Raw genomic sequence first — 17,899 nt, forward strand, 5'->3', positions numbered from 1 at the left:
CCCCGCCACCGCCCTCAACGGACGTGCTGGGCGCGGCAGAACTGGACTCCACCGAGGGAAGGGGGCCTTTCACGCGCTAGGAGGGGGTCAGGACTTGACGCAGGACAGGCCGTTCGGGCCCGACACGGTCAGGAAGCCGTACCGCTGGATCGTGGCGGCGAGCTGGCCGCCGCACAGCGGGCTGGCGGTCGAAGCCGAGTCACCGTCGTCGAAGCCGACGGCGCGCTTGGCCTGGTCGTAGCTGGGGGTGCGGGAGTCGACGATGTTGTAGACACTGCGCGAACCCAGGAACGCCGTGGTGAAGGCGGGGGTGTAGTTGCCGGCGGAACCGGAGACCGGGGAGCCGTTGAAGCCCGCCCCGGTCAGCGGGTTGACGGTGAAGCCCGCCCGCTTGTCCGCGACGACCGTGTTGCCCTGCGCGATCCACTGCGCGATGGAGAACGGCGCGATGGCGGTGGCGCGGTCGCCTGCCGGGATGGAGTTGCCGTCGTGCTCCTGGAACCGCTTGATGGTGACCGGTTTGGTGGTCGGGTCGAAGCCGAGGACGGTGCCGGTGAAGAAGCTCAGCGTGCCGGAACCGGTCTGCGGCAGGTAGACCGCGATGGGGGAGTTGGCGCCGCCGACCTGGTTCCAGTTGGTGATGGAGCCGTCGTAGATGCCGCGCAGCTGCGCCAGCGTCAGGCTCAGGCCCGCGCCCGAACCGGTGGCCGAGGAGGCCCAGGTGACGCCGTCGGTGGCGAAGGCGAAGTACTCGAAGGTGGCGGGGTCGGACGAGCCGCGGGCCGAGGACGACCGCGCGATGTCGATCTTGCCGTCGCCCGCTTCGGCCGACGCCTTCAACGCGGCCTTGCCCTGCGAAGAACCGTTCGGGGCGGGGTTGCCGGCGCTGTAGACGACCTCGTCGGCGAACGGGTCGGCCGGGACGGTGAACGTCTGGGTGCCGGACAGCAGCGGCGGCACGTTGACGAAGTTGTCGGGGTCGCTGTTCCAGGCGCCGCCGTTCGCGTTGGCCAGGATCGCACCGGTGATGTCGACGGTGGTGTCCGAGCCCGCCGCGGCGATGACCTCACCGAGGCCGTTGGCCGGGGCGACCGCCGAGGCGGTGCCGGTCAGGGTGAGGCAGGCGCACGCGGCGATCGCGGTGGCGCCGAGAAACCGAGTGGTACGAGCACGCATCTTGTTTGCACTCTTTCTCTAGTCCCCAAGTCGTCACGGGATTCCGTGACTTGCTGCCAATCCTCGCTCCGCAACACTGTCCGGCGGCGGTGCTCCGCGTTCCCGCCCGACGTCCTGGTGGTTAATGTCCGGGTAACGCACTTTCCGTGATCAGCCGTCACCGAGAACGATTCGGTGAATATCCGTCGGAATCACGGCGGTATTTCCGGCGCCAATCGGTTATGGTCTCGATCCCTTCGCCGATGGAGGCTTCGGTGGTGGCGGACCGGAATCGGTCGAGCCCGCGTTGAGCCTCGATACGCCGCCCGTAGGCGTGGCTGGCGATCGCGACGATCCGGTCTTCAGTATGCAGGCGCCAGCGCCAGCGGCCTCCGCTGAGATGGCTGAAATCGCTGGTCAGCTCGGTGATGTTCGCGCTGAGCCAGGTGATGGCGGCGAGGCATTCCTCGGCGCGTGGACAGTCGGCGGGCGCCGAACCCAGCGACACGTTGTTGCCGCCGAGCAGCCGCCATCGGATGGTCCGTTCGCCGGTCTGGACCAGCTGGAAACGTGGATTCTTCGTCACTGTTCACCGCTCCGGCGACGAGGTGAACGGTGTGAATTCCCCCTGGGCACATCCGGTGAATCGCCGCGATGTGGTGAAGGGGTTACCAGTTTTCCTTAAGGGGCGACGGCCGCCGGGTGAACGTTTTCCGTTGACGGCGGCGCGCTAGCCTGAACGGACGCGGGTAATCGGAAAACGATGACCGAGCCGGTTCGCTCCGGCACGGTCTGCGAGGAGGATCGATGGGCAACGGCAGGACCGCGGTCGTCACCGGAGCGGGTTCCGGGCTCGGCAGGGAGATCTCCCGCGCGTTACTCGGCGCCGGCTACCGCGTCGCACTCGCGGGCCGCCGCGGCGACGCGCTCGCCGAGACCGCCGGCGGCGACGCGAACGCGCTCCCCGTGCCTGCCGACGTCGCCGACCCCGATTCCGTCGCCGCGTTGTTCGAGACGGTCCGCTCGGAATGGGGGCGGCTGGACCTCCTGGTGAACAACGCGGGTGTGTCGGTGGGCGGGACCGTCGACGAACTGTCCTTCGCGGACTGGAAACGTGCCGTCGACACCAACCTGACCGGGATGTTCCTGTGCGCGCAACAGGCCGTGCGGCTGATGAAGGCGCAGGACCCGCGCGGCGGCCGGATCATCAACAACGGCTCGATCTCCGCGCACGCCCCGCGCCCTGCGTCCGTCGCCTACACCGCGACGAAACACGCGGTCACCGGGCTGACGAAGTCGATCTCGCTCGACGGCCGGGCCTGGAACGTCGCTTGTGGACAGATCGACATCGGCAACGCCGCCACCGAGATGACGCTGCGGATGGCGAACGGGATCCCGCAGGCCGACGGCAGCGTCAAGGTCGAGCCGACCTTCGACGCCCGGCACGTCGCGGACGCCGTGCTGTACATGGCCGGGCTGCCGCTGGACGCGAACGTCGGCTTCCTGACCGTCACGGCGACCGCGATGCCGTACATCGGGCGGGGTTAGGGGATCACCTTCGCCTTCCGGAATTCGTCGAACAGCCGGAAGAACATCGCCGAAGTCTCCGCGTACTCGTGGAAACCGGCCCGCCGGGCCTTCGAGCCGTCGGCGAACATGTCGTAGTCCCAGCCGAACACGAAGTCCGCGAACGCCCACGACGACGAGACCCTGCTGTAGGGCACATCGAGGCCGTACTTCGCGGCGATCGACGTCCAGAGTTCCTCCTTGTCCGCCATGACGACGTCGAGCGACATCGGCAGCGGCGGCGCCACCTCCAGGTCGAAGTACCGCGCGATCCGCGGCCAGAGGTCGCTCCACCGGAACAGGTCGCCGTTCGCGATGTTGTACGCCTCGTTCTCCGAGCCGGTGGCCCAGACGGTGGCCTTCGCGAGCAGTCCGGCGTCGGTCATCTCCAGGAGGCTGTCGTACGCGCCGGGTTTGCCGGGGAAGCGCAGTGGCAGGCCGAGTTCCTTCGAGATCGAGGCGTAGACGGCGATGGCCAGCGCCAGGTTCATCGGGTTGCCCAGCGCGGTGCCGCCGACCACCGACGGCCGGATCGCCGACCATGTCCAGGATTTCCCGGCCTGACGGCGTTCCAGGAAGTCCTGCTGGTCCACATTGAACTCGGGCGGCATATGGCCCGCGTCGTCTTCGCGCGCCGGGGTCTTGAACGGGCCGAGGTGGGCGCCGTAGACCTTGTACCCCTGCATGAGGCTGATGTGGCGCAGCCCTGGCGCGGCGGGCTCGATGGCATCGACGAGGTTGGTCAGCATCGCCAGGTTCGGCGCGACCAGTTCGGCCCAGGTCGGCTTGTCGACATAGGCCGCGTAGAACACGTGGGTGACGTCGTCCAGGCCGCCGAGTTTCGCGCGAGTGTCGTCCGCGTCGAGCAGGTCGACGGCGATCTGGCCGGGGCCGCCGCGTCGCGACAGGCCGACGACGCGCCAGCCCGGCAGGGTCTCCAGGTGTTCGATCAGGTTCTTGCCGATGACCCCGTTGGCCCCGGCGACCAGGGCGACCTTGCGTTCTTCGTTCATGTCTTCAAGCCTGGACCCGGCATTGCGATAAGTCCAAGGCATAGATATCACCGCTCCGATAAACTCTCTTCATGACCAGCCTGCGCCAACTCGAGTACCTGGTGACCGTCGTCGACACCGGCTCCTTCACCAAGGCCGCCGAGTTGCTGCACGTGACACAGCCCGCGCTGTCGCATCAGATGCGCGCGCTGGAGAAGGGCGTCGGCGGACCACTGCTCGAACGGTTGCCGCGCAGCGTCCGGCTCACCCCGATGGGGCGGGCCATGCTGCCGCACGCCCGCGCCACCCTCGCCGACGCCGAACGCGCGCGATGCGCGGCCCGGCAGGCGTCCGGGCTGGAAGCCGGGGAATTGCAGATCGCCACGGTCTATTCGGTCGGCCTCGGTGTCCTGCCCGCGGCGTTGCGGGTGTGGCGCAGGGAGCGGCCGGACGTCGACGTCCGCCTGGTGGAGTTCCGGCACGCGGACGAACTCCGGGAGGCCATGGCGGCGGGGGAGGCCGACGTCGCGGTCGGCCCGGTCCCGCCGGGCTGGGACGGACCGGTCCGCGACCTCGGTACCGAGGAGTTCGTCGTGGTCCTGCCGATCGACGGGCCGCGCGAGGACGACGGCTCCGGCGTCGTCGACCTGGCGACTCTCGCCGACTGCGCGTGGGTGCACTACGCGCCGGGCAACGGTCTGGCCGACCTCGTCGACCAGGCGTGTGCCGCGGCGGGATTCCAGCCGAGGGCCGCGGTCCGGACCGAACAGACCGCGGCGGCGCCGGTGCTCGCGGCGGCGGGACTCGGTCCCGCGCTGGTCCCGGCCAACGTGCTGCCCGAAGGTTTCCACGGTCGTGTCCTGCGGCCCGAACCGGCGATCCGGCGCACGCTCGCCGCCTACTGCCGCAGTACACCCGACCCGCTGACCTCGGCTTTCATCGACGTCGTCGCGGGGGAGTGCACGCTCGGCTCACCGCACCGAAACGCCTGACAGGTCCACGCCCCCGAACGGCGTCGCCTTCACCTCGCCGACGCGCTCCGCCCAGACGGCGTGCCCGTGCCCGGACCACAGCGGCGCGACCGGGAGATCCCGCAGCAACTGGTTCTCCACCAGCCGGTAGATCTCGCCGCTTTCGGCGGAGTCGGTCTCCTCAGCCGATTTGAGCAGGTCGGCGAACCCGTCGCTGGTGTACCCGGTGGCCTTCACGATCTCGGCCAGCGTCTCCTGCGGGCTCGGCGTCATCAGGGCCACGTCGATCGCGAACGGTCCCTCCCCGGGTTCGGTGGCCAGCGGGACACTGACGGACGCGCTGACCTGATCCGCCAGCGGGCGCAGCCAGCTCGCCTGTGACTGTCCGAAGTGGACGGGCGTGTTCGGGAACTCCGCCTGCGTCAACAGGGACTTCCCGGCTCCGGCGTCGAAGGTGCAGGGGCGGCAGGTGCTGCTGCGTTCACCGGGGGCGACGGCGGGCGGCAGGAGGGACTTCGCCGGGTCCACCTGCTTGCCGAGAGCACCGGCCTCCAGTGCCGCGCGGTCGATCCCGAGCGCGAAACCGTGCCGCACCGTCGCGTCGGAGAAATGCTTCGCGGTCAAGGGAAACCCGAGGTAGGCGGTGGTCGGCAGCGCCCACATCACATGCCGCTGCGCGAAATCCGCGTGCATGGCCTCGTGGCGATCACCGGGGACGAACGTGGAGAGGTCGAGCTTCCCGGCCTTGACCTCGTCGTACTGCGCCGCCGCGTCGCCGGTCTTCAGTTCGATCACGCGCGCCTTGCCCGGCGCGTCCGCCGTTCGGATCAGTTTGCCGCCGGACGGCTGCCAGGCGCCGTCCAGCCGGAACGGCCCGTTGCCGACGGGCCGCTGCGCGAACCCCGGCCAGTCGCGCGACTTCAGCACCGACGCGGGCAGCGGGACGAGCGCCGGCGACGAGAGCAGCGCCGGGACCTGCCCGGACGGCCGGTCGAGCACGAGCCGGATGGTCAGCGGATCCGGCGCGGTGATCTCCTTGGCCCGCAGGAGATCCTTGACCACACGCGACGCCTGCCACCGCTCCGCGCCGATCGCCTGCCAGGTGTCCACATAGGACTGAGCGGTCACCGGCGTGCCGTCGTGGAACTTCCCGCCGTCCTTGAGCTTGACCGTCCAGGTGATCCGGTCGGCGCTGGTGACCGATTCCGCCGCGCGCGGTGTCAGCTTTCCCGTCGCGGGGTCGTAATCGGAGAGCGGCGTCCACAACGCGCCGGCGAGCATGCGTCCGGGCTGGTCGCGGACGTCGGGCAGGAGCGTCGCCGGGGCGGCCAAGCCCACGCGAAGAACGTCCGGCGCGGGTGGTTCGCCGGATTCCGTGCAGCCCGCCGCGGCCAGTGCGGTGGCGAGGAGCGGGGCCAGAAGTCGCAAGCGCATGGTCATGTCATAGCAGTCCGGCACCGACCATCGGTGGTTGTGCGGGCAAAGTGGTGATCTTATGGTGAGGGGACCAGCCTGGGAGGTTTCTGTGCGAGGAAACTGGTTGCTCCGTTCGTGCCTGGCGCTCACCACGGTCACCGCGACCTTGATCGCCACCGGCCTGCCCGCCGCCGCGTGCGGCGAAGAGGACAAACCGGCCAACGAGAAGGTCCGGGTCGCGGGTGCGCCCGGCGCGGTGAAGAACGTCAAGGCCGTCGGCAACGTGCCTGACGCGCAAGGCGCCATCGCGATGGGATTCCTGCAGTACGGCAAGCGCGACGTCATGGCGGTTTCCGGCGAGTTCGGCCTGAAGGTCTACGACCTCACGAAGAATCCCACGGCACCGAAGCTGATCGGCGAGGTCAGCCTGCCCGGCCTCTGGGAGACCGAGGACACCGAGGTCGACGTCAAGCGCAAGCTCGTCTTCCTCGCGCGGGACCCGCGGGCCTACGGTGGCACCACGCAGACCGGCGAGTCCGGCATCTACATCATCGACCTCAAGAACCCGGACAAACCGGCCATCCTGAGCTACACCAAGGTGCCAGCCGGCCACACGACCAGCTGCGTCGACGACTGCCGCTACCTCTGGACCGGCGGTCCCGCGAAGGCCGCGAACCAGCCAGCGGACTGGGGCGGCCGCCCGATCTGGGTGACCGACATCCGCGATCCGCGCAACCCCAAGACGTTCCCGAACCCGATCGAACTCGCGCGCAACGACGGCAAGACCGACTACGTGCACGACGTCCAGGTCGACGACGAGGGCGTGGCGTGGGTGTCCGGACGAGGCGGTGTCCGCGGCTACTGGACCAACGGCTTCCACCGCGACCCCGTCCAGGGCAAGGTCCGCCGCGCGACGGCATTCGACCCGGTGCCCTACGCGGGCGGCGGGGTCGAGGAGACGGCGGCGCCGTCGAAGTTCATGCACAACAGCTTCCACCCGGCGGGACACCGCTCGGCCGACGGTGCCGACTCGAACCGCTGGCGCGGCCGCGACCTCATCTACGCCACCGAAGAGAGCTTCCTCGACGGGTGCGCCGGTGACGGCGTGCTGACGATCTCGTCGCTGAAGAACTCGTACAACGGCGAGGGCTGGCGCTCGACGCCGGAGAAGCCGTTCCGCCTCGAATCCGTCGGCACCTGGAGCGTCGCCGGTCAGGAGGGCAGCGACCCGGCGTCGGGCGACTGCTCCGCGCACTACTTCGACATCCGCGGCAAGGTCCTCGTGCAGTCGTTCTACGGGCAGGGCACGCGCTTCCTCGACGTCAGCGACCCGACCGACCCGAAGCAGATCGCCTACTTCCGCCCGGCGGACGCCAGCGCGTGGGCGCCCTACTGGCACAAGGGTTACGTCTACGTCGCCGACAACACTCGCGGAATCGACATCCTGAAGCTCACCGTCTGAGCGAAGATGTCCCCATGCGCACCATGGGGAAGACCTTGGGGAGCCTGGCCGCGATCGTCCTGATCGCGGCCTGTGCCCCGGCACCGCCGGAAAAGATGGCCGTCCGCACCGATACGGCGCCGGTTGCCGAGGACTTCCCGGACGTCGGAGAGATCGTCGAGGCGCGCTGGGTCGAGGAGCGGATGGGCGTCTCCGAAGGCCGGGTCGAGGCGCCCGGGCCGTCCGACCTGCGGCTGTCCGCGCTGGTGAAGCTTCGACCCGAAGCCGTGTCGAAGGTGATCAGCGATCTCAAGTGCCATGCCGGGGCCCCGCCGGCGCCGGAACAGCTGAAGGCGCTCCTGCCGTCCGGCGTGAAGTGGCTCTCCTGCGAGCTGCCCACGACCACCAAGTCGCGGACGGCGTTCGTGGTCGACGGCTCCGAACAGGCGTTCCTGACGTCGACGACGATGTAGCGGGTCAGTGCTCGGGGTCGTGAGTGGGGATTCGGGTTCTAACCCGAATCCCCACTCACGACACCCTCAAGAGGCGAGCAACTCCTGCAGCTCACGGATGGCGGCGTCGAGTTCCGTCGCGAACAGCTCCATCTCGTGCGCCACGTGCTTCGGCGTGCACAGGTACAGATTCAGCGAGTCCGGCAGCAGTACGTACGCGACGCCGATGCACTGCGGGCTGGTCGACCCGAAGCCGAAGTACCGGATGTTCACCGACGGCGCCGAGCTGGTGCTCAGGTAGTCGTTGCGCATCTTCAGCCAGCCCGGCGACGAGTACAGCGACGGGGAGTCCTCGACGCCACGCCGTTTCTGGATCAGTTGCAGCTCCCACAGGTGCTGCTCCGGCGCGTCGCCCGCCTGGCATTCCTTCGCCCGCGTGACGTGCTTCGCGGCCGCCGCGCGGAAAGCCGCCTGACGTGTCTGCCGGTCGGCCTGCGGATCGTCCATCACCCGGACGAACCACTGGACCTCGGGCGTCACGACCCGCATCGCTTCGGTGCGCCCGTTCTGGTACTGCCGCGTCGCGATCGACTCGTACGTCGTGCCGGTGATCCCCTTCGCCCGCTTGTGCGCGAGCTGGTACGCCATTTGTGCGAAGGCGTCGGGAGACATTCCCAGCTCCTTCGCCCGCTTCGCGCCGAAGTCGGTGAAGGACACCGTCTTCGTAGCGGTCGCGTCGGCGTACTCGGCGAAGGCCACCGCCGCGGCACGGGCGTCCTCGCGCAGCGCGTCACCCAGGACGAACTCGATGACCTCGGACGCCGGGACGCCGTCGGCGGGCGGCCGCTCCAGTCGTGTTCCGCTCAGCAGCGCGTCGGTGAACCCGAGGATCGTGGTCCCGTCGAGTTCGCAGTGCTCGACGTTGATCCCCGCCGTGCCGTCCTCGAACACGATCAGCGAAACGGCCTTGTCGAACCAGCGGTTCCCGCTGTCGCCGTGCAGCAGCTTGTCGCACGCCTCCTGCGTGTCCGCCGGCGCGAAGTCCTCCAGGCACAGGCAGAACAACGCCGTCTCGATGTCGTCGAGCGCGGCCGCGTTCCCGCCGGCGAGCAGCGCTTCCCTCGTCGCCGCCCACTCCGCCCTCGCCTTGGTGGTGAAATGCCCGGCCGAGGTTTGCGGGTCTTCGACGAAGTTCCCCGACTTGACGATCACCTGCAGCCCCGCGACCAGCTGTTCGGGGGAATACGGGCGGCCGTCGGGTGCGATGACGTCCATCCGGAACGGGGTGCCGCGGTGGAACACCACGACGTGCCGCGCCCTCGACGGCCCCGGCCAGTCCTCGCGGTACGGCGTGCGCGCGGTGTCCTGCACGGCGCCGGGGATCCGCGTCGCCGAGAACAGGTACTTGTGCTGCACCATCGACTGCGGCTGCCCGCGCAGCACGATCGGCGGCACCAGTTCCTCGTCCAGCTTCAGCTTGTAGTCCACCGCCGACGCCGCCAGTTCGGCCGCGCGTTCCAGCTGTCCCAGCGGGGATTCGGTGAACAGGAAGAAGAAGTTCGCGTTGAGCGCGATCCGGTCGCGGCGGCCGAGGTAGCGGTACGGCCAGAAGGTGTCGAGCCAGCTCTGGACGCCTTCCCGCTTGTCGAAGGCTTCGAGCGCGCTCTGCAGTTCGTGCGCCGGGCTTCCTTCCGCGAGGAACTCGGCGACGGCGCCTTCGGTCTCCGCGAGCTCGCCGGGGCTGAGCAGCGGCGAGCACCACTCGAGAAACCGGCGGCAGGTGTCCTCCAGGCCGGGGACGGGGACCCTCGGCAGGACCTCCTCGTTGCCGAACGTGCGGGTGGACGGTTCCGGACTGCTCACGATCATCCTTGATCTCGAAGGGGAAGGGCGTTCAGCGCGGCGGCGAGTTCGCCAGCCGCGCCGTCCGGGCGGGAGACGAACAGCCGCGCGTACAGCCGGCCGTCGGACTCCAGCCCACGCGGGTCGACACCCGCGACGGACAGATTGTCCAGGATCTGCGTCCGTTCCTCGGCCGAGGCGAACCTCCGCTGCCGGAAGACGCCGTCGGCCCCGGTCGTGTCGTACTCCAGATCGGCGAGGCTTTCGGCGACCGACGCGTAGGAGAACATCCGCAGTACGAAATGCGCCATCCACGGCCGGTTCTCCCGCGCGATCCGGACGAGGGTCTTCTCGGTGACGTAACCGACGCAGCCGGTCGAGATGACGATGTCCACTTCGGCCAGCAGCGCGCGCTGCTCCTCTGTCGGGTCTTCGCTCTCCAGATCCGCGTGGATCGCGTCGTCGATGAAGCCCGCGGCGAGCGCGTAGTCCAACGCGGGCGCGGAGGCGTCGAGGCCGATGAAGCGGACCTTGTCGCTCAAGGCGAGCTCCTCGACCATCCGCCGATCGCGCGCGATCAGTTCGTCCCGGCTCAGCGCTTCGCTGTCCCGGTAGTGGTCGTACAGCCGCTCCATCGACGTGTCACAGCGGTGCAGCGCCGCGTTGACGCCGTAGGAACAGCCGAGGTCGAGCACCGTCGGGACCTTGACGTCGGTCTCCGCCCGGTACTCGTCGATCAGTTTCGCGAAGTAGGCCTTCGCCTGCTGGGGGATGGAGTAGTCCAGTCTGCGCAAGGTGCCGAAGAACGCACGAGGATCGGGCTCGGTGTAGATGTGATCGAAAGAGATCTTGCCGGTCGAATCCAATGGCACGGCCAAGCTCCTGACTTAGTCGAGCAGCTGATCGCCCCGGACCGCCGCGGAAGCGACGTGTTCCGGCAGGACCCGGCCGAACAGCTGTCTCGTCCGCTCCGGACTGCCGATGACCCCAGGACGCTCGCTGTACGCGAAGATCGCGGAATGGCGGGCGACTGCCCCTTGAACACTACTCACCCGGTGCAGTGCGAAGCGTCCGCGAAACAGCTGAAGATCGCCGGGACGCAGAGTGAGCCGTCGGATCAGGTGATCACCTTCGCCCGCCAGCACGGCACGGACGTCGTTGAAGTTCTCCGCCGTTTCGGAGCGGATGTTCGGGCAATATTCGAAGACGCCGCCCTCGGTCGCCTCCTGCGTGAGCATGCTGACGGTGTACTCGTTGGTGTCGAAATGCCACGGATGCGAGCGGCCCGGTTCGATCACGTTGAGCACCAGGCCTGCCAGTGGATCGGCGAGTTCGTGCAGTTCGGGGAGCTCGAAGCAGTCGGCGACGAACCGCTGGAACTCACTGCTCGCGTACAGCTGCTGGATGATCGCGGTCGCCGGGATCCGGTCGCGTGCCACGAAGGCGTTGCCGCGTTCCATGATCGTGCGGCCGGGATGGCCTTCCGGCAAGGGAGTGTCGATGGCGATGTTGTAGGCGTTGACGCGTTCGACCTTCGCGTACGCCTCCGGAGCGATCTCCGCGCCTTCGTGGCGAAGGGCGTCACGCAGCTCCGGACGGATGAAGTCGGCCAGCACACTGCAGCCCGTTTCCCGCAGTTCGGCACGGGTTCGGGAAACGATTTCGCGCCACGCCGGGCTTCCCGGTGCGGACAACGGATAGCGGGCGGTGTCGGCCACCTGGACTGCGCTCGCGGTCATCGACGTCCTCTCGGCTGGCCCGGAAGTGATTCTCGGGTTTAGCACAGAAAACGCCCGCGACCCCCGCGCCTTGTGAGCGGTGCCACACGGAACGTGACGGCCCCCTTATCCGCGTTCGTACGCGGATAAGGGGGCCGTCATGGAGCTTTCGTCAGCTGGTGACAAGCGGCAGAAGCGGCCGCCGCACCGCCGTCGCGACCCCGTCGGACGCCTGGGAAGCGGCGATCCGCTCCGCCGTCGGAGTGCCGTACTCGGTGGTCCGCTGCCGCAGCGGACGACCCAGCGGTTCGACCATCGCGCGCATGTCGCTGATCGTCTTGTACGACCCGTTGGCCGCACCCGCCATCCGGCTGATCGTCTCCTCCATCAGCGTCCCGCCGATGTCGTTGACCCCGCCCTGGAGAACGGCGCGGCTGCCCTCTTCGCCGAGTTTCACCCAGGAACTCTGGATGTTGTCGATCGTCCCGTGCAACAGCAGCCGGGCCAGCGCGTGCACCGCGCGGTTCTCGCGCAGCGTCGTCCCGGCCCTGGCGAGCCCGGCGAGGTAGATCGGGGAACTCTGGTGGATGAACGGCAGCAGCACGAACTCGCTGAACCCGCGCCGCCCGTTGCGCTCCAGGCCTTCCCGCTGCAGTTTCGCCAGCAGTTTCAGGTGCCCGACCCAGTGCGACGGCGTGTCGACGTGGCCGTACATCATCGTCGACGTCGTGGTGATGCCGAGTTTGTGCGCGGTGGTGACGACGTTGATCCATTCCGACGTCGGCAGCTTGCCCTTCGTCAGCACCCAGCGGACGTCGTCGTCGAGGATCTCCGCGGCCGTGCCCGGCAGCGAGTCGACGCCGGCTTCCTTCGCACGCGCCAGCCAGTCCTCGATCGAGAGGTTGGTCCGCGAAGCGCCGTTGACGACCTCCATCGGCGAGTACGAGTGCAGGTGGATGTCCGGCTGACGGCGTTTCACCTCGGCCGCGAGGTCGAAGTACGCGGTCCCCGGCAGATCCGGGTGGATGCCGCCCTGCATGCAGATCTCGGTCGCGCCCGCGGCCCACGCCTCGTCGACCCGGTCGCCGACCTGCTCCAGCGAAAGCGTGTACGCGTCGGCGTCGGTGCGCCGCTGGGCGAACGCGCAGAACCGGCAGCCGGTGTAGCAGACGTTGGTGAAGTTGATGTTCCGCGTGACGACGAACGTGATGTCGTCGCCGTTCACCTCACGCCGCAGGTCGTCGGCGATCTTGGTGAAGGCGTCGAGCTCCGGCCCGTCGGCGTGCAGCAGCGCCAGCGCCTCGTCGTCCGACAGTCCGGCGGGGTTCTTTTCCGCGCTGCGCAAGGCATCCCGGATGTCGAGGTCGAACCGCTGCGGCGCGGTCTTGATGTTGCCCTTGATCTCGGCCCAGTCGCCGTAGACCGAGTCGAAGTCGCTGCGGCGGTCTTCCGTGCGCCCGACCGTGTCGACCTCGACGTGCAGATCGGTGCGCCCGGCCTCCTTCCAGCCGCCATCGGGCTCCTGCCACGGGATACCCACTGGAATGGCCTCTTCGATCGCGAGCCCGGTCTCGGCGTCGGTCAGCGGCGCGAGATGCGCGTTCATCCGCGGGTCCAGCCACGGTTCGCCGGCCTTGACGTACTCCGGGTAGATCGGGAGCCGCTCGCGCACGGTGAAGCCGAGTGCCTCGGTGCGGCGTTTGAGTTCGTCGATCTGCGGCCACGCGCGTTCGGGGTTCACGTGGTCGGGGGTCAGCGGGGAGACGCCGCCCCAGTCGTCGATCCCGGCGTTCAGCATCAGTTCGTACTGCTGGCCGATCAGGTTCGGCGGCGCCTGGATGCGCATCTTCGGGCCGAGCACGAGCCGCGCGACGGCGATGGTCGCGGCGAGTTCCTCGAGATCGGCGTCCGGGGTCGCGCGCATCTTGGTGTCCGGCTTCGCCCGGAAGTTCTGGACGATCACTTCCTGGATGCCGCCGTAGGTCTTCGCGACCTTGCGGATCGCGAACAGCGAGTCGGCGCGTTCCTCGAAGTTCTCGCCGATGCCGATCAGGATGCCCGTGGTGAACGGCACCGAACTGCGGCCGGCGTCCTCCAACACCCGCAGGCGCACGTCCGGGTCCTTGTCGGGCGAGCCGTAGTGCGGGCCGCCCTTCTCGGTGTACAGCCGCTTCGCCGTCGTCTCCAGCATCATGCCCATCGACGCCGAGACCGGCTTCAGTCGCTGGAAGTCCTGCCAGGTCAGCACACCGGGGTTGAGGTGCGGCAGGACGCCGGTCTCCTCCAGTACCCGGATCGCCATCGCCCGGACGTAGGACAGCGTGTCGTCGTACCCGTGCGCGTCGAGCCAGTCCTTCGCCGCCGTCCAGCGGTCCTCCGGACGGTCGCCGAGGGTGAACAGCGCTTCCTTGACCCCCATCGCGGCACCCTTGCGGGCGATGTCGAGTACCTCGTCGGGGGAGAGGAACGGCGACTCGACCCGGCCGGGGACGGTCGCGAAGGTGCAGTAACCACACCGGTCCCGGCACAACCGGGTCAGCGGGATGAACACCGAACGGCTGTAGGTGACCACGCCGGGACGGCCCGCCGCGACGAGTCCGGCGTCACGGATCCGGGAGGCGTGCTCGGACAGCGTCTTGAGGTCGTCGCCGCGCGCCTGGAGCAGGATCGAGGCCTCGGTGAGGTCGAGGGTCTTCCCGTCGCGCGCCCTGGCGAGCGCCCGGCGCATCGCCGAGGTGGTGGGGGCGTTCGCGTCAGCAGGGGATGCCATTCCCGCACGCTATGGCCGGACTCGCTCCACCTGCCAGTGTGCATCCCGCCACCGCGTCACCCACGTGGGCGTGGTCACCGTTCTCGCTGGTCAGAGCGTGATCTTGGTTGCCGATCACCGGGCCGGAGTGTATTACCTAAAGTGTGGCTTCGGTGATCGGCAAGAAGGCCGGCGGGCGGACGTACTACTACCTCGTCACCTCAGCACGGATCGACGGCGAGCCCAGGGTCGTGTCGCAGCGCTATCTCGGCACGGCCGAGGAGATCGGGCGCGCGATGGACGGCGAGGTCTCGGCCCCCGGCGAAGCGCGTCACCGGACCTTCGGTGACGTCGCGGCGGTGTGGGCCACTCTGCGGCGGCTCGACTTCGTGCGCCGGGTCGACGAAGCCGTCGGAGCCCAGCGCGCCGCGACCACACTGGGGACGCATCTCGCGCTCGCCGTCCTGCACCGGGCGACAGCACCGGACACGGACCTCGCCACCTGGTGGGAGGACGGTGTCGCACGCGAATTCCTCAAAGCCGACCTGGCGAATCATCGGCGCGCGCTGCAACGGCTCACCCCGGAACGGATCGCGCGGATCGAGACCACGGTCGCCGAAGCGGTGCTCTCCTGGCTGGGGACGGGGAACGCCGCGCTCGCCGTCGACGTGCCGCAGTTCGCCACCTTCACCACCGCCGAGCCCTGCCGCTGCGAACTCGCCGGGCTCGGCCTCGTGGTGACCAAGGACGGCGCGATCCCGCTGGCATCGCACGTGTATCCGAGGGAGGGGGCGCCGCCGTTCGCCGCGCTCGCCGAGGATCTCCGCTCGCTGTACCCTGTCACGTTGATCTTCACCGCCGGCCAGGCCGCGCAATTGGACCTCGGGCGGCATTTCGTCGGCGCGCTCCCGCTTTCGGAGCATCCGGAGCTGCTGGCGAAACCGCCGTCCGCGCGCAAACCTGTCGACCCGGAGCGCTTCGCCGGGCTGACCGCTCTCGACACCAGAGCCGTGGTCGCGGGCGTCCGGCGGCGCGTGATCCTGACCCATTCGGAGACCCTGCACAACGCGCAGGCGCGTGCGCTCGGCGAGGAACTGAGCACCGCGACGCGTGAACTCGCCGGCCTCGACGCCGCACTGGCCGCGGGCACGTACCGCGGCGACCGGAGCCAGGTGAACGCCGAAATCGCGCGGATCACCCGCGGCCGCCGCGTCGAACGGGTGCTCTCCCCTTCCTTGACGGGGACGAAGCCGGGGGAGATCCGGCTGACCTGGAAGGTCGACGACGCCGCTGTGTCGCGGCTGCACGACGAGTTCTTCGGCAAACAGGTGCTGGTCACCGACCACGACTGGCCGGTGTCCGAGGTCGTCACCGCGTATCGGGCCAGGACCCACCTCGACTCGACGTTCCGCTGGCTGACCGGACCCGCCGTCACCGGCCCGGCTCCGCGCTGGGACTGGACCCCGCACCGGATCGCGGTGCACACGCTGGTCACGGTGCTCGCGTCCACGGTCACGCACCTCATGCGGCGCGAGGCCGACCGCGCCGGGATGAACCTGTCGGTCCGCGAGCTGATGGACAGTCTCGCGGGGATAGGGGAGACGGTGCTGCGCTACCCGTCCACAGGCGGCCGCCCGCGGACCCGGCGCCTGCTGACCGAGCGGAGCCCGGAACAGCAGGCGCTCTTCGACCTCTTCGGTCTCAGCTCTCCCGATGGATATGCAGCGCGGAGAAGCTCTGCACCACCGGCATCAACTCGATGACGTTGATGTTCACGTGCTCCGGCTGCGAAGCCGCCCAGAAGACGGACTCGGCCACATCGGCGGCCGTCAGCGGCGTCGTGCCCTTGTAGACGTTGTCGGCCTTGCTCTGGTCGCCCTCGAACCGGACGACGGAGAACTCCGTCCCGCCGACCAGGCCGGGCTCGACATTGGTCACCCGGACGCCGGTGCCCTGCAGGTCCGCGCGCAGGTTGAGGCTGAACTGGTGCACGAACGCCTTGGTCGCCCCGTAGGCGTTGCCACCGGGGTACGGGTAGGAGCCGGCGACCGAGCCGATGTTGATCACGTGCCCGCGGCCGCGCTCGACCATCCCGGGCAGCAACGCGCGGGTGAGGTGCGCGAGCCCCTTGATGTTCGTGTCGATCATCTGGTCCCAGTCGTCGAGCTTCGCGCGGTGCGCGGGCTCAAGGCCCTTCGCGAGGCCGGCGTTGTTGACCAGCAGGCCGACCTGGGCGAACTCGGCGGGCAGCGTGCCGGGAAGCGCGGCCACCGCGTCGGCGTCCCGGACGTCGAGCTCGAAGGGGAGGACGTTCTCGCCCAGCTCGACGGCCAGCTTGTCGAGCCGGTCCTTACTACGCGCGGCCGCGACGACCTTGGCGCCGTCGGCGGCGAATCGGCGCACGATCTCGACGCCGAACCCGGCGCTGGCACCGGTCACGAAAACGGTCTTCTGGGACTTGGAAGGCATCACGGAGTCATCCTTTGAGTGGACACTGCCAAGAACTGTGCGAACACGGTGTTGAACTCGGCCTCGCGCTCCAGGTTAGGCATGTGGGCGGCACCTTCGATCACCGCCAGGGTGGAACCCGGGATGAGGTCGTGCATGAGCTCGGCGTCCGAGACGGGCGTGAACTCGTCCTCGGTCCCGACCACGACGAGGCTCGGCACCCGCACCTGGGTGAGGCTCTCCCGGTAGTCCGGGCGCTCGGCCCTGCCCCTGAGCGCGGCCGCCGCTCCTTCCTTGGGCGTCGTGCGCATCATCTCCAGGACGTGCGCCGCCACGTCCGGCATCGTGCGGACGTTGTCCGGGGAGACCATCTTCATCAGGACCTCCTCCGCATAGGGGTCGAGCCCCTCGGCGAGCACCCGGTCCGCCATCTCGTTGCGGACGCGCCTGCCCTCCTCGGTCTCTTCCTGCGGGGAGGTGTCGGCGAGCAGGAGCCCGGCGACGCGGTCGGGGTAGGTGCGGTGGAACTCCATGACGATCTGCCCGCCCATGGAGAGGCCGCCGAGCACGAAACGCTCGAGACCCAGGTGATCGGCGAGACGGACGATGTCGGCGGCGAAGACGTCGAGCCCGGTCTTGCCAGGGACCACCGTCGTCTCGCCGTACCCGCGAAGGTCCGCCGTGATGACCCGGTAGCCCTCCCGGCTGAAGCGCTCAGCCTGAGGCCGCCACATCGAACGGTTGAAGGGGTGGCCGTGGACGAGGACGACGGGCAACCCGCTGCCGAGATCGTCGTAGGCGACGGAGATGCCGTCGAGTTCCGCAGTGCTCATGAGCCCGACGCTAATCGGAGCAATGCAGGAGTTCAATACGGTGCAATGTACTCGGAGCAATGTTTCTCCTCCGGTGTTCACCTGGGTGGCCCCGGCGCGATCACCGGGTGATCGACCGGCGCGGGCCCATTTCCGCTCGCTGACCTGCGGAAATGTCGTTAAGGTACCCCCCTGTTTTGAGGGGTTTCCGGCCATGTAAAGTTCTCCAAGTCGCCAGGGAAACCGGGTGGCCGCGGGACACGAACCAAGCTCTCACCTCTAGGTGATTGAGTGGGTGTCTCACCAAAAACTGCTAGGAATGACTGCTTCGGATAAG

The 17,899-nt window shown here is 68.8% G+C and carries 15 protein-coding genes; 5 read left to right on the forward strand and 10 right to left on the reverse strand.

Going from position 1 to position 17,899, the window contains the following annotated elements; translation table 11 throughout:
- Window positions 1-87: 87 nt before the first annotated feature.
- Complete coding sequence (locus ACLJO0_RS41325) at window positions 88-1,176, reverse strand: substrate-binding domain-containing protein (RefSeq protein WP_410585355.1); 1,089 nt, start codon at window positions 1,174-1,176, stop codon at window positions 88-90.
- Between the two features lie 157 nt (window positions 1,177-1,333).
- Window positions 1,334-1,741: a DUF1508 domain-containing protein gene (locus tag ACLJO0_RS41330; protein ID WP_410585356.1), complete on the reverse strand. Its 408-nt coding sequence runs from the start codon at window positions 1,739-1,741 to the stop codon at window positions 1,334-1,336.
- Window positions 1,742-1,962: 221 nt separating this feature from the next.
- On the opposite strand from ACLJO0_RS41330, the gene ACLJO0_RS41335 reads away from it, so the two are divergent.
- A complete protein-coding gene (locus ACLJO0_RS41335) occupies window positions 1,963-2,703 on the forward strand; it encodes an SDR family oxidoreductase (protein WP_410585357.1) in 741 nt (246 codons plus the stop codon).
- On the opposite strand, the gene ACLJO0_RS41340 is transcribed toward ACLJO0_RS41335, so the two are convergent.
- Window positions 2,700-3,734 (reverse strand): SDR family oxidoreductase, encoded by a 1,035-nt coding sequence (locus tag ACLJO0_RS41340; RefSeq protein ID WP_410585358.1) that lies wholly within the window; start codon window positions 3,732-3,734, stop codon window positions 2,700-2,702. The genes ACLJO0_RS41335 and ACLJO0_RS41340 overlap by 4 nt on opposite strands.
- A 71-nt stretch (window positions 3,735-3,805) precedes the next feature.
- Between ACLJO0_RS41340 and ACLJO0_RS41345 the strand changes: the two genes are divergently transcribed.
- Complete coding sequence (locus tag ACLJO0_RS41345) at window positions 3,806-4,705, forward strand: LysR family transcriptional regulator (RefSeq protein ID WP_410585359.1); 900 nt, start codon at window positions 3,806-3,808, stop codon at window positions 4,703-4,705.
- Here the strand turns inward: ACLJO0_RS41345 and ACLJO0_RS41350 are convergent.
- A complete protein-coding gene (locus ACLJO0_RS41350) occupies window positions 4,685-6,124 on the reverse strand; it encodes an ABC transporter substrate-binding protein (protein WP_410585360.1) in 1,440 nt (479 codons plus the stop codon). The genes ACLJO0_RS41345 and ACLJO0_RS41350 overlap by 21 nt on opposite strands.
- Before the next feature lie 100 nt (window positions 6,125-6,224).
- Here ACLJO0_RS41350 and ACLJO0_RS41355 point away from each other — a divergent pair, with 100 nt between their 5' ends.
- Both ACLJO0_RS41355 and ACLJO0_RS41360 read left to right on the forward strand, forming a co-directional pair.
- Complete coding sequence (locus tag ACLJO0_RS41355) at window positions 6,225-7,562, forward strand: LVIVD repeat-containing protein (RefSeq protein ID WP_199749209.1); 1,338 nt, start codon at window positions 6,225-6,227, stop codon at window positions 7,560-7,562.
- A gap of 14 nt (window positions 7,563-7,576) precedes the next feature.
- Window positions 7,577-8,014, forward strand: a complete 438-nt coding sequence (locus ACLJO0_RS41360; RefSeq protein WP_410585361.1) for a hypothetical protein — start codon at window positions 7,577-7,579, stop codon at window positions 8,012-8,014.
- 66 nt (window positions 8,015-8,080) lie between these two features.
- Here ACLJO0_RS41360 and ACLJO0_RS41365 read toward each other — a convergent pair whose 3' ends face one another.
- The 4 genes from ACLJO0_RS41365 to ACLJO0_RS41380 form a co-directional block, all read right to left on the reverse strand.
- Window positions 8,081-9,862: a choline/carnitine O-acyltransferase gene (locus ACLJO0_RS41365; protein ID WP_410585362.1), complete on the reverse strand. Its 1,782-nt coding sequence runs from the start codon at window positions 9,860-9,862 to the stop codon at window positions 8,081-8,083.
- Window positions 9,859-10,701 carry a class I SAM-dependent methyltransferase gene (locus ACLJO0_RS41370; RefSeq protein ID WP_410585376.1) on the reverse strand — a complete coding sequence of 281 codons (843 nt, stop codon included), beginning with the start codon at window positions 10,699-10,701 and terminating at the stop codon, window positions 9,859-9,861. Before ACLJO0_RS41370 ends, ACLJO0_RS41365 begins: the two co-directional genes overlap by 4 nt.
- A gap of 21 nt (window positions 10,702-10,722) precedes the next feature.
- Entirely contained in the window at window positions 10,723-11,574 is an 852-nt protein-coding gene (locus ACLJO0_RS41375) for an arpA protein (RefSeq protein ID WP_410585363.1), read from the reverse strand.
- 151 nt (window positions 11,575-11,725) lie between these two features.
- On the reverse strand, window positions 11,726-14,323 hold the full coding sequence (locus tag ACLJO0_RS41380; protein ID WP_410585364.1) for a bifunctional FO biosynthesis protein CofGH: 2,598 nt from the start codon (window positions 14,321-14,323) through the stop codon (window positions 11,726-11,728).
- Between the two features lie 143 nt (window positions 14,324-14,466).
- Here ACLJO0_RS41380 and ACLJO0_RS41385 point away from each other — a divergent pair, with 143 nt between their 5' ends.
- Window positions 14,467-16,065, forward strand: a complete 1,599-nt coding sequence (locus tag ACLJO0_RS41385; RefSeq protein ID WP_410585365.1) for a transposase — start codon at window positions 14,467-14,469, stop codon at window positions 16,063-16,065.
- Here ACLJO0_RS41385 and ACLJO0_RS41390 read toward each other — a convergent pair.
- Together ACLJO0_RS41390 and ACLJO0_RS41395 are read right to left on the reverse strand one after the other, a co-directional pair.
- Entirely contained in the window at window positions 16,004-16,771 is a 768-nt protein-coding gene (locus tag ACLJO0_RS41390; protein WP_410585366.1) for an SDR family oxidoreductase, read from the reverse strand. The genes ACLJO0_RS41385 and ACLJO0_RS41390 overlap by 62 nt on opposite strands.
- Window positions 16,771-17,583: an alpha/beta fold hydrolase gene (locus ACLJO0_RS41395; RefSeq protein ID WP_410585367.1), complete on the reverse strand. Its 813-nt coding sequence runs from the start codon at window positions 17,581-17,583 to the stop codon at window positions 16,771-16,773. The genes ACLJO0_RS41390 and ACLJO0_RS41395 overlap by 1 nt, the downstream gene beginning before the upstream one ends.
- Window positions 17,584-17,899: the final 316 nt, after the last annotated feature.

This window comes from Amycolatopsis sp. lyj-108, from assembly GCF_046549005.1.
Taxonomy (GTDB): domain Bacteria; phylum Actinomycetota; class Actinomycetes; order Mycobacteriales; family Pseudonocardiaceae; genus Amycolatopsis.

Coding starts and splice junctions, on each gene's coding strand:
- ACLJO0_RS41325 (WP_410585355.1), bottom strand. CDS start 1,176: ATGCGTGCTCGTACCACTCGGTTTCTCGGCGCCACCGCGATCGCCGCG.
- ACLJO0_RS41335 (WP_410585357.1), top strand. CDS start 1,963: ATGGGCAACGGCAGGACCGCGGTCGTCACCGGAGCGGGTTCCGGGCTC.
- ACLJO0_RS41340 (WP_410585358.1), bottom strand. CDS start 3,734: ATGAACGAAGAACGCAAGGTCGCCCTGGTCGCCGGGGCCAACGGGGTC.
- ACLJO0_RS41345 (WP_410585359.1), top strand. CDS start 3,806: ATGACCAGCCTGCGCCAACTCGAGTACCTGGTGACCGTCGTCGACACC.
- ACLJO0_RS41350 (WP_410585360.1), bottom strand. CDS start 6,124: ATGACCATGCGCTTGCGACTTCTGGCCCCGCTCCTCGCCACCGCACTG.
- ACLJO0_RS41360 (WP_410585361.1), top strand. CDS start 7,577: ATGCGCACCATGGGGAAGACCTTGGGGAGCCTGGCCGCGATCGTCCTG.
- ACLJO0_RS41365 (WP_410585362.1), bottom strand. CDS start 9,862: ATGATCGTGAGCAGTCCGGAACCGTCCACCCGCACGTTCGGCAACGAG.
- ACLJO0_RS41375 (WP_410585363.1), bottom strand. CDS start 11,574: ATGACCGCGAGCGCAGTCCAGGTGGCCGACACCGCCCGCTATCCGTTG.
- ACLJO0_RS41380 (WP_410585364.1), bottom strand. CDS start 14,323: ATGGCATCCCCTGCTGACGCGAACGCCCCCACCACCTCGGCGATGCGC.
- ACLJO0_RS41390 (WP_410585366.1), bottom strand. CDS start 16,771: ATGCCTTCCAAGTCCCAGAAGACCGTTTTCGTGACCGGTGCCAGCGCC.
- ACLJO0_RS41395 (WP_410585367.1), bottom strand. CDS start 17,583: ATGAGCACTGCGGAACTCGACGGCATCTCCGTCGCCTACGACGATCTC.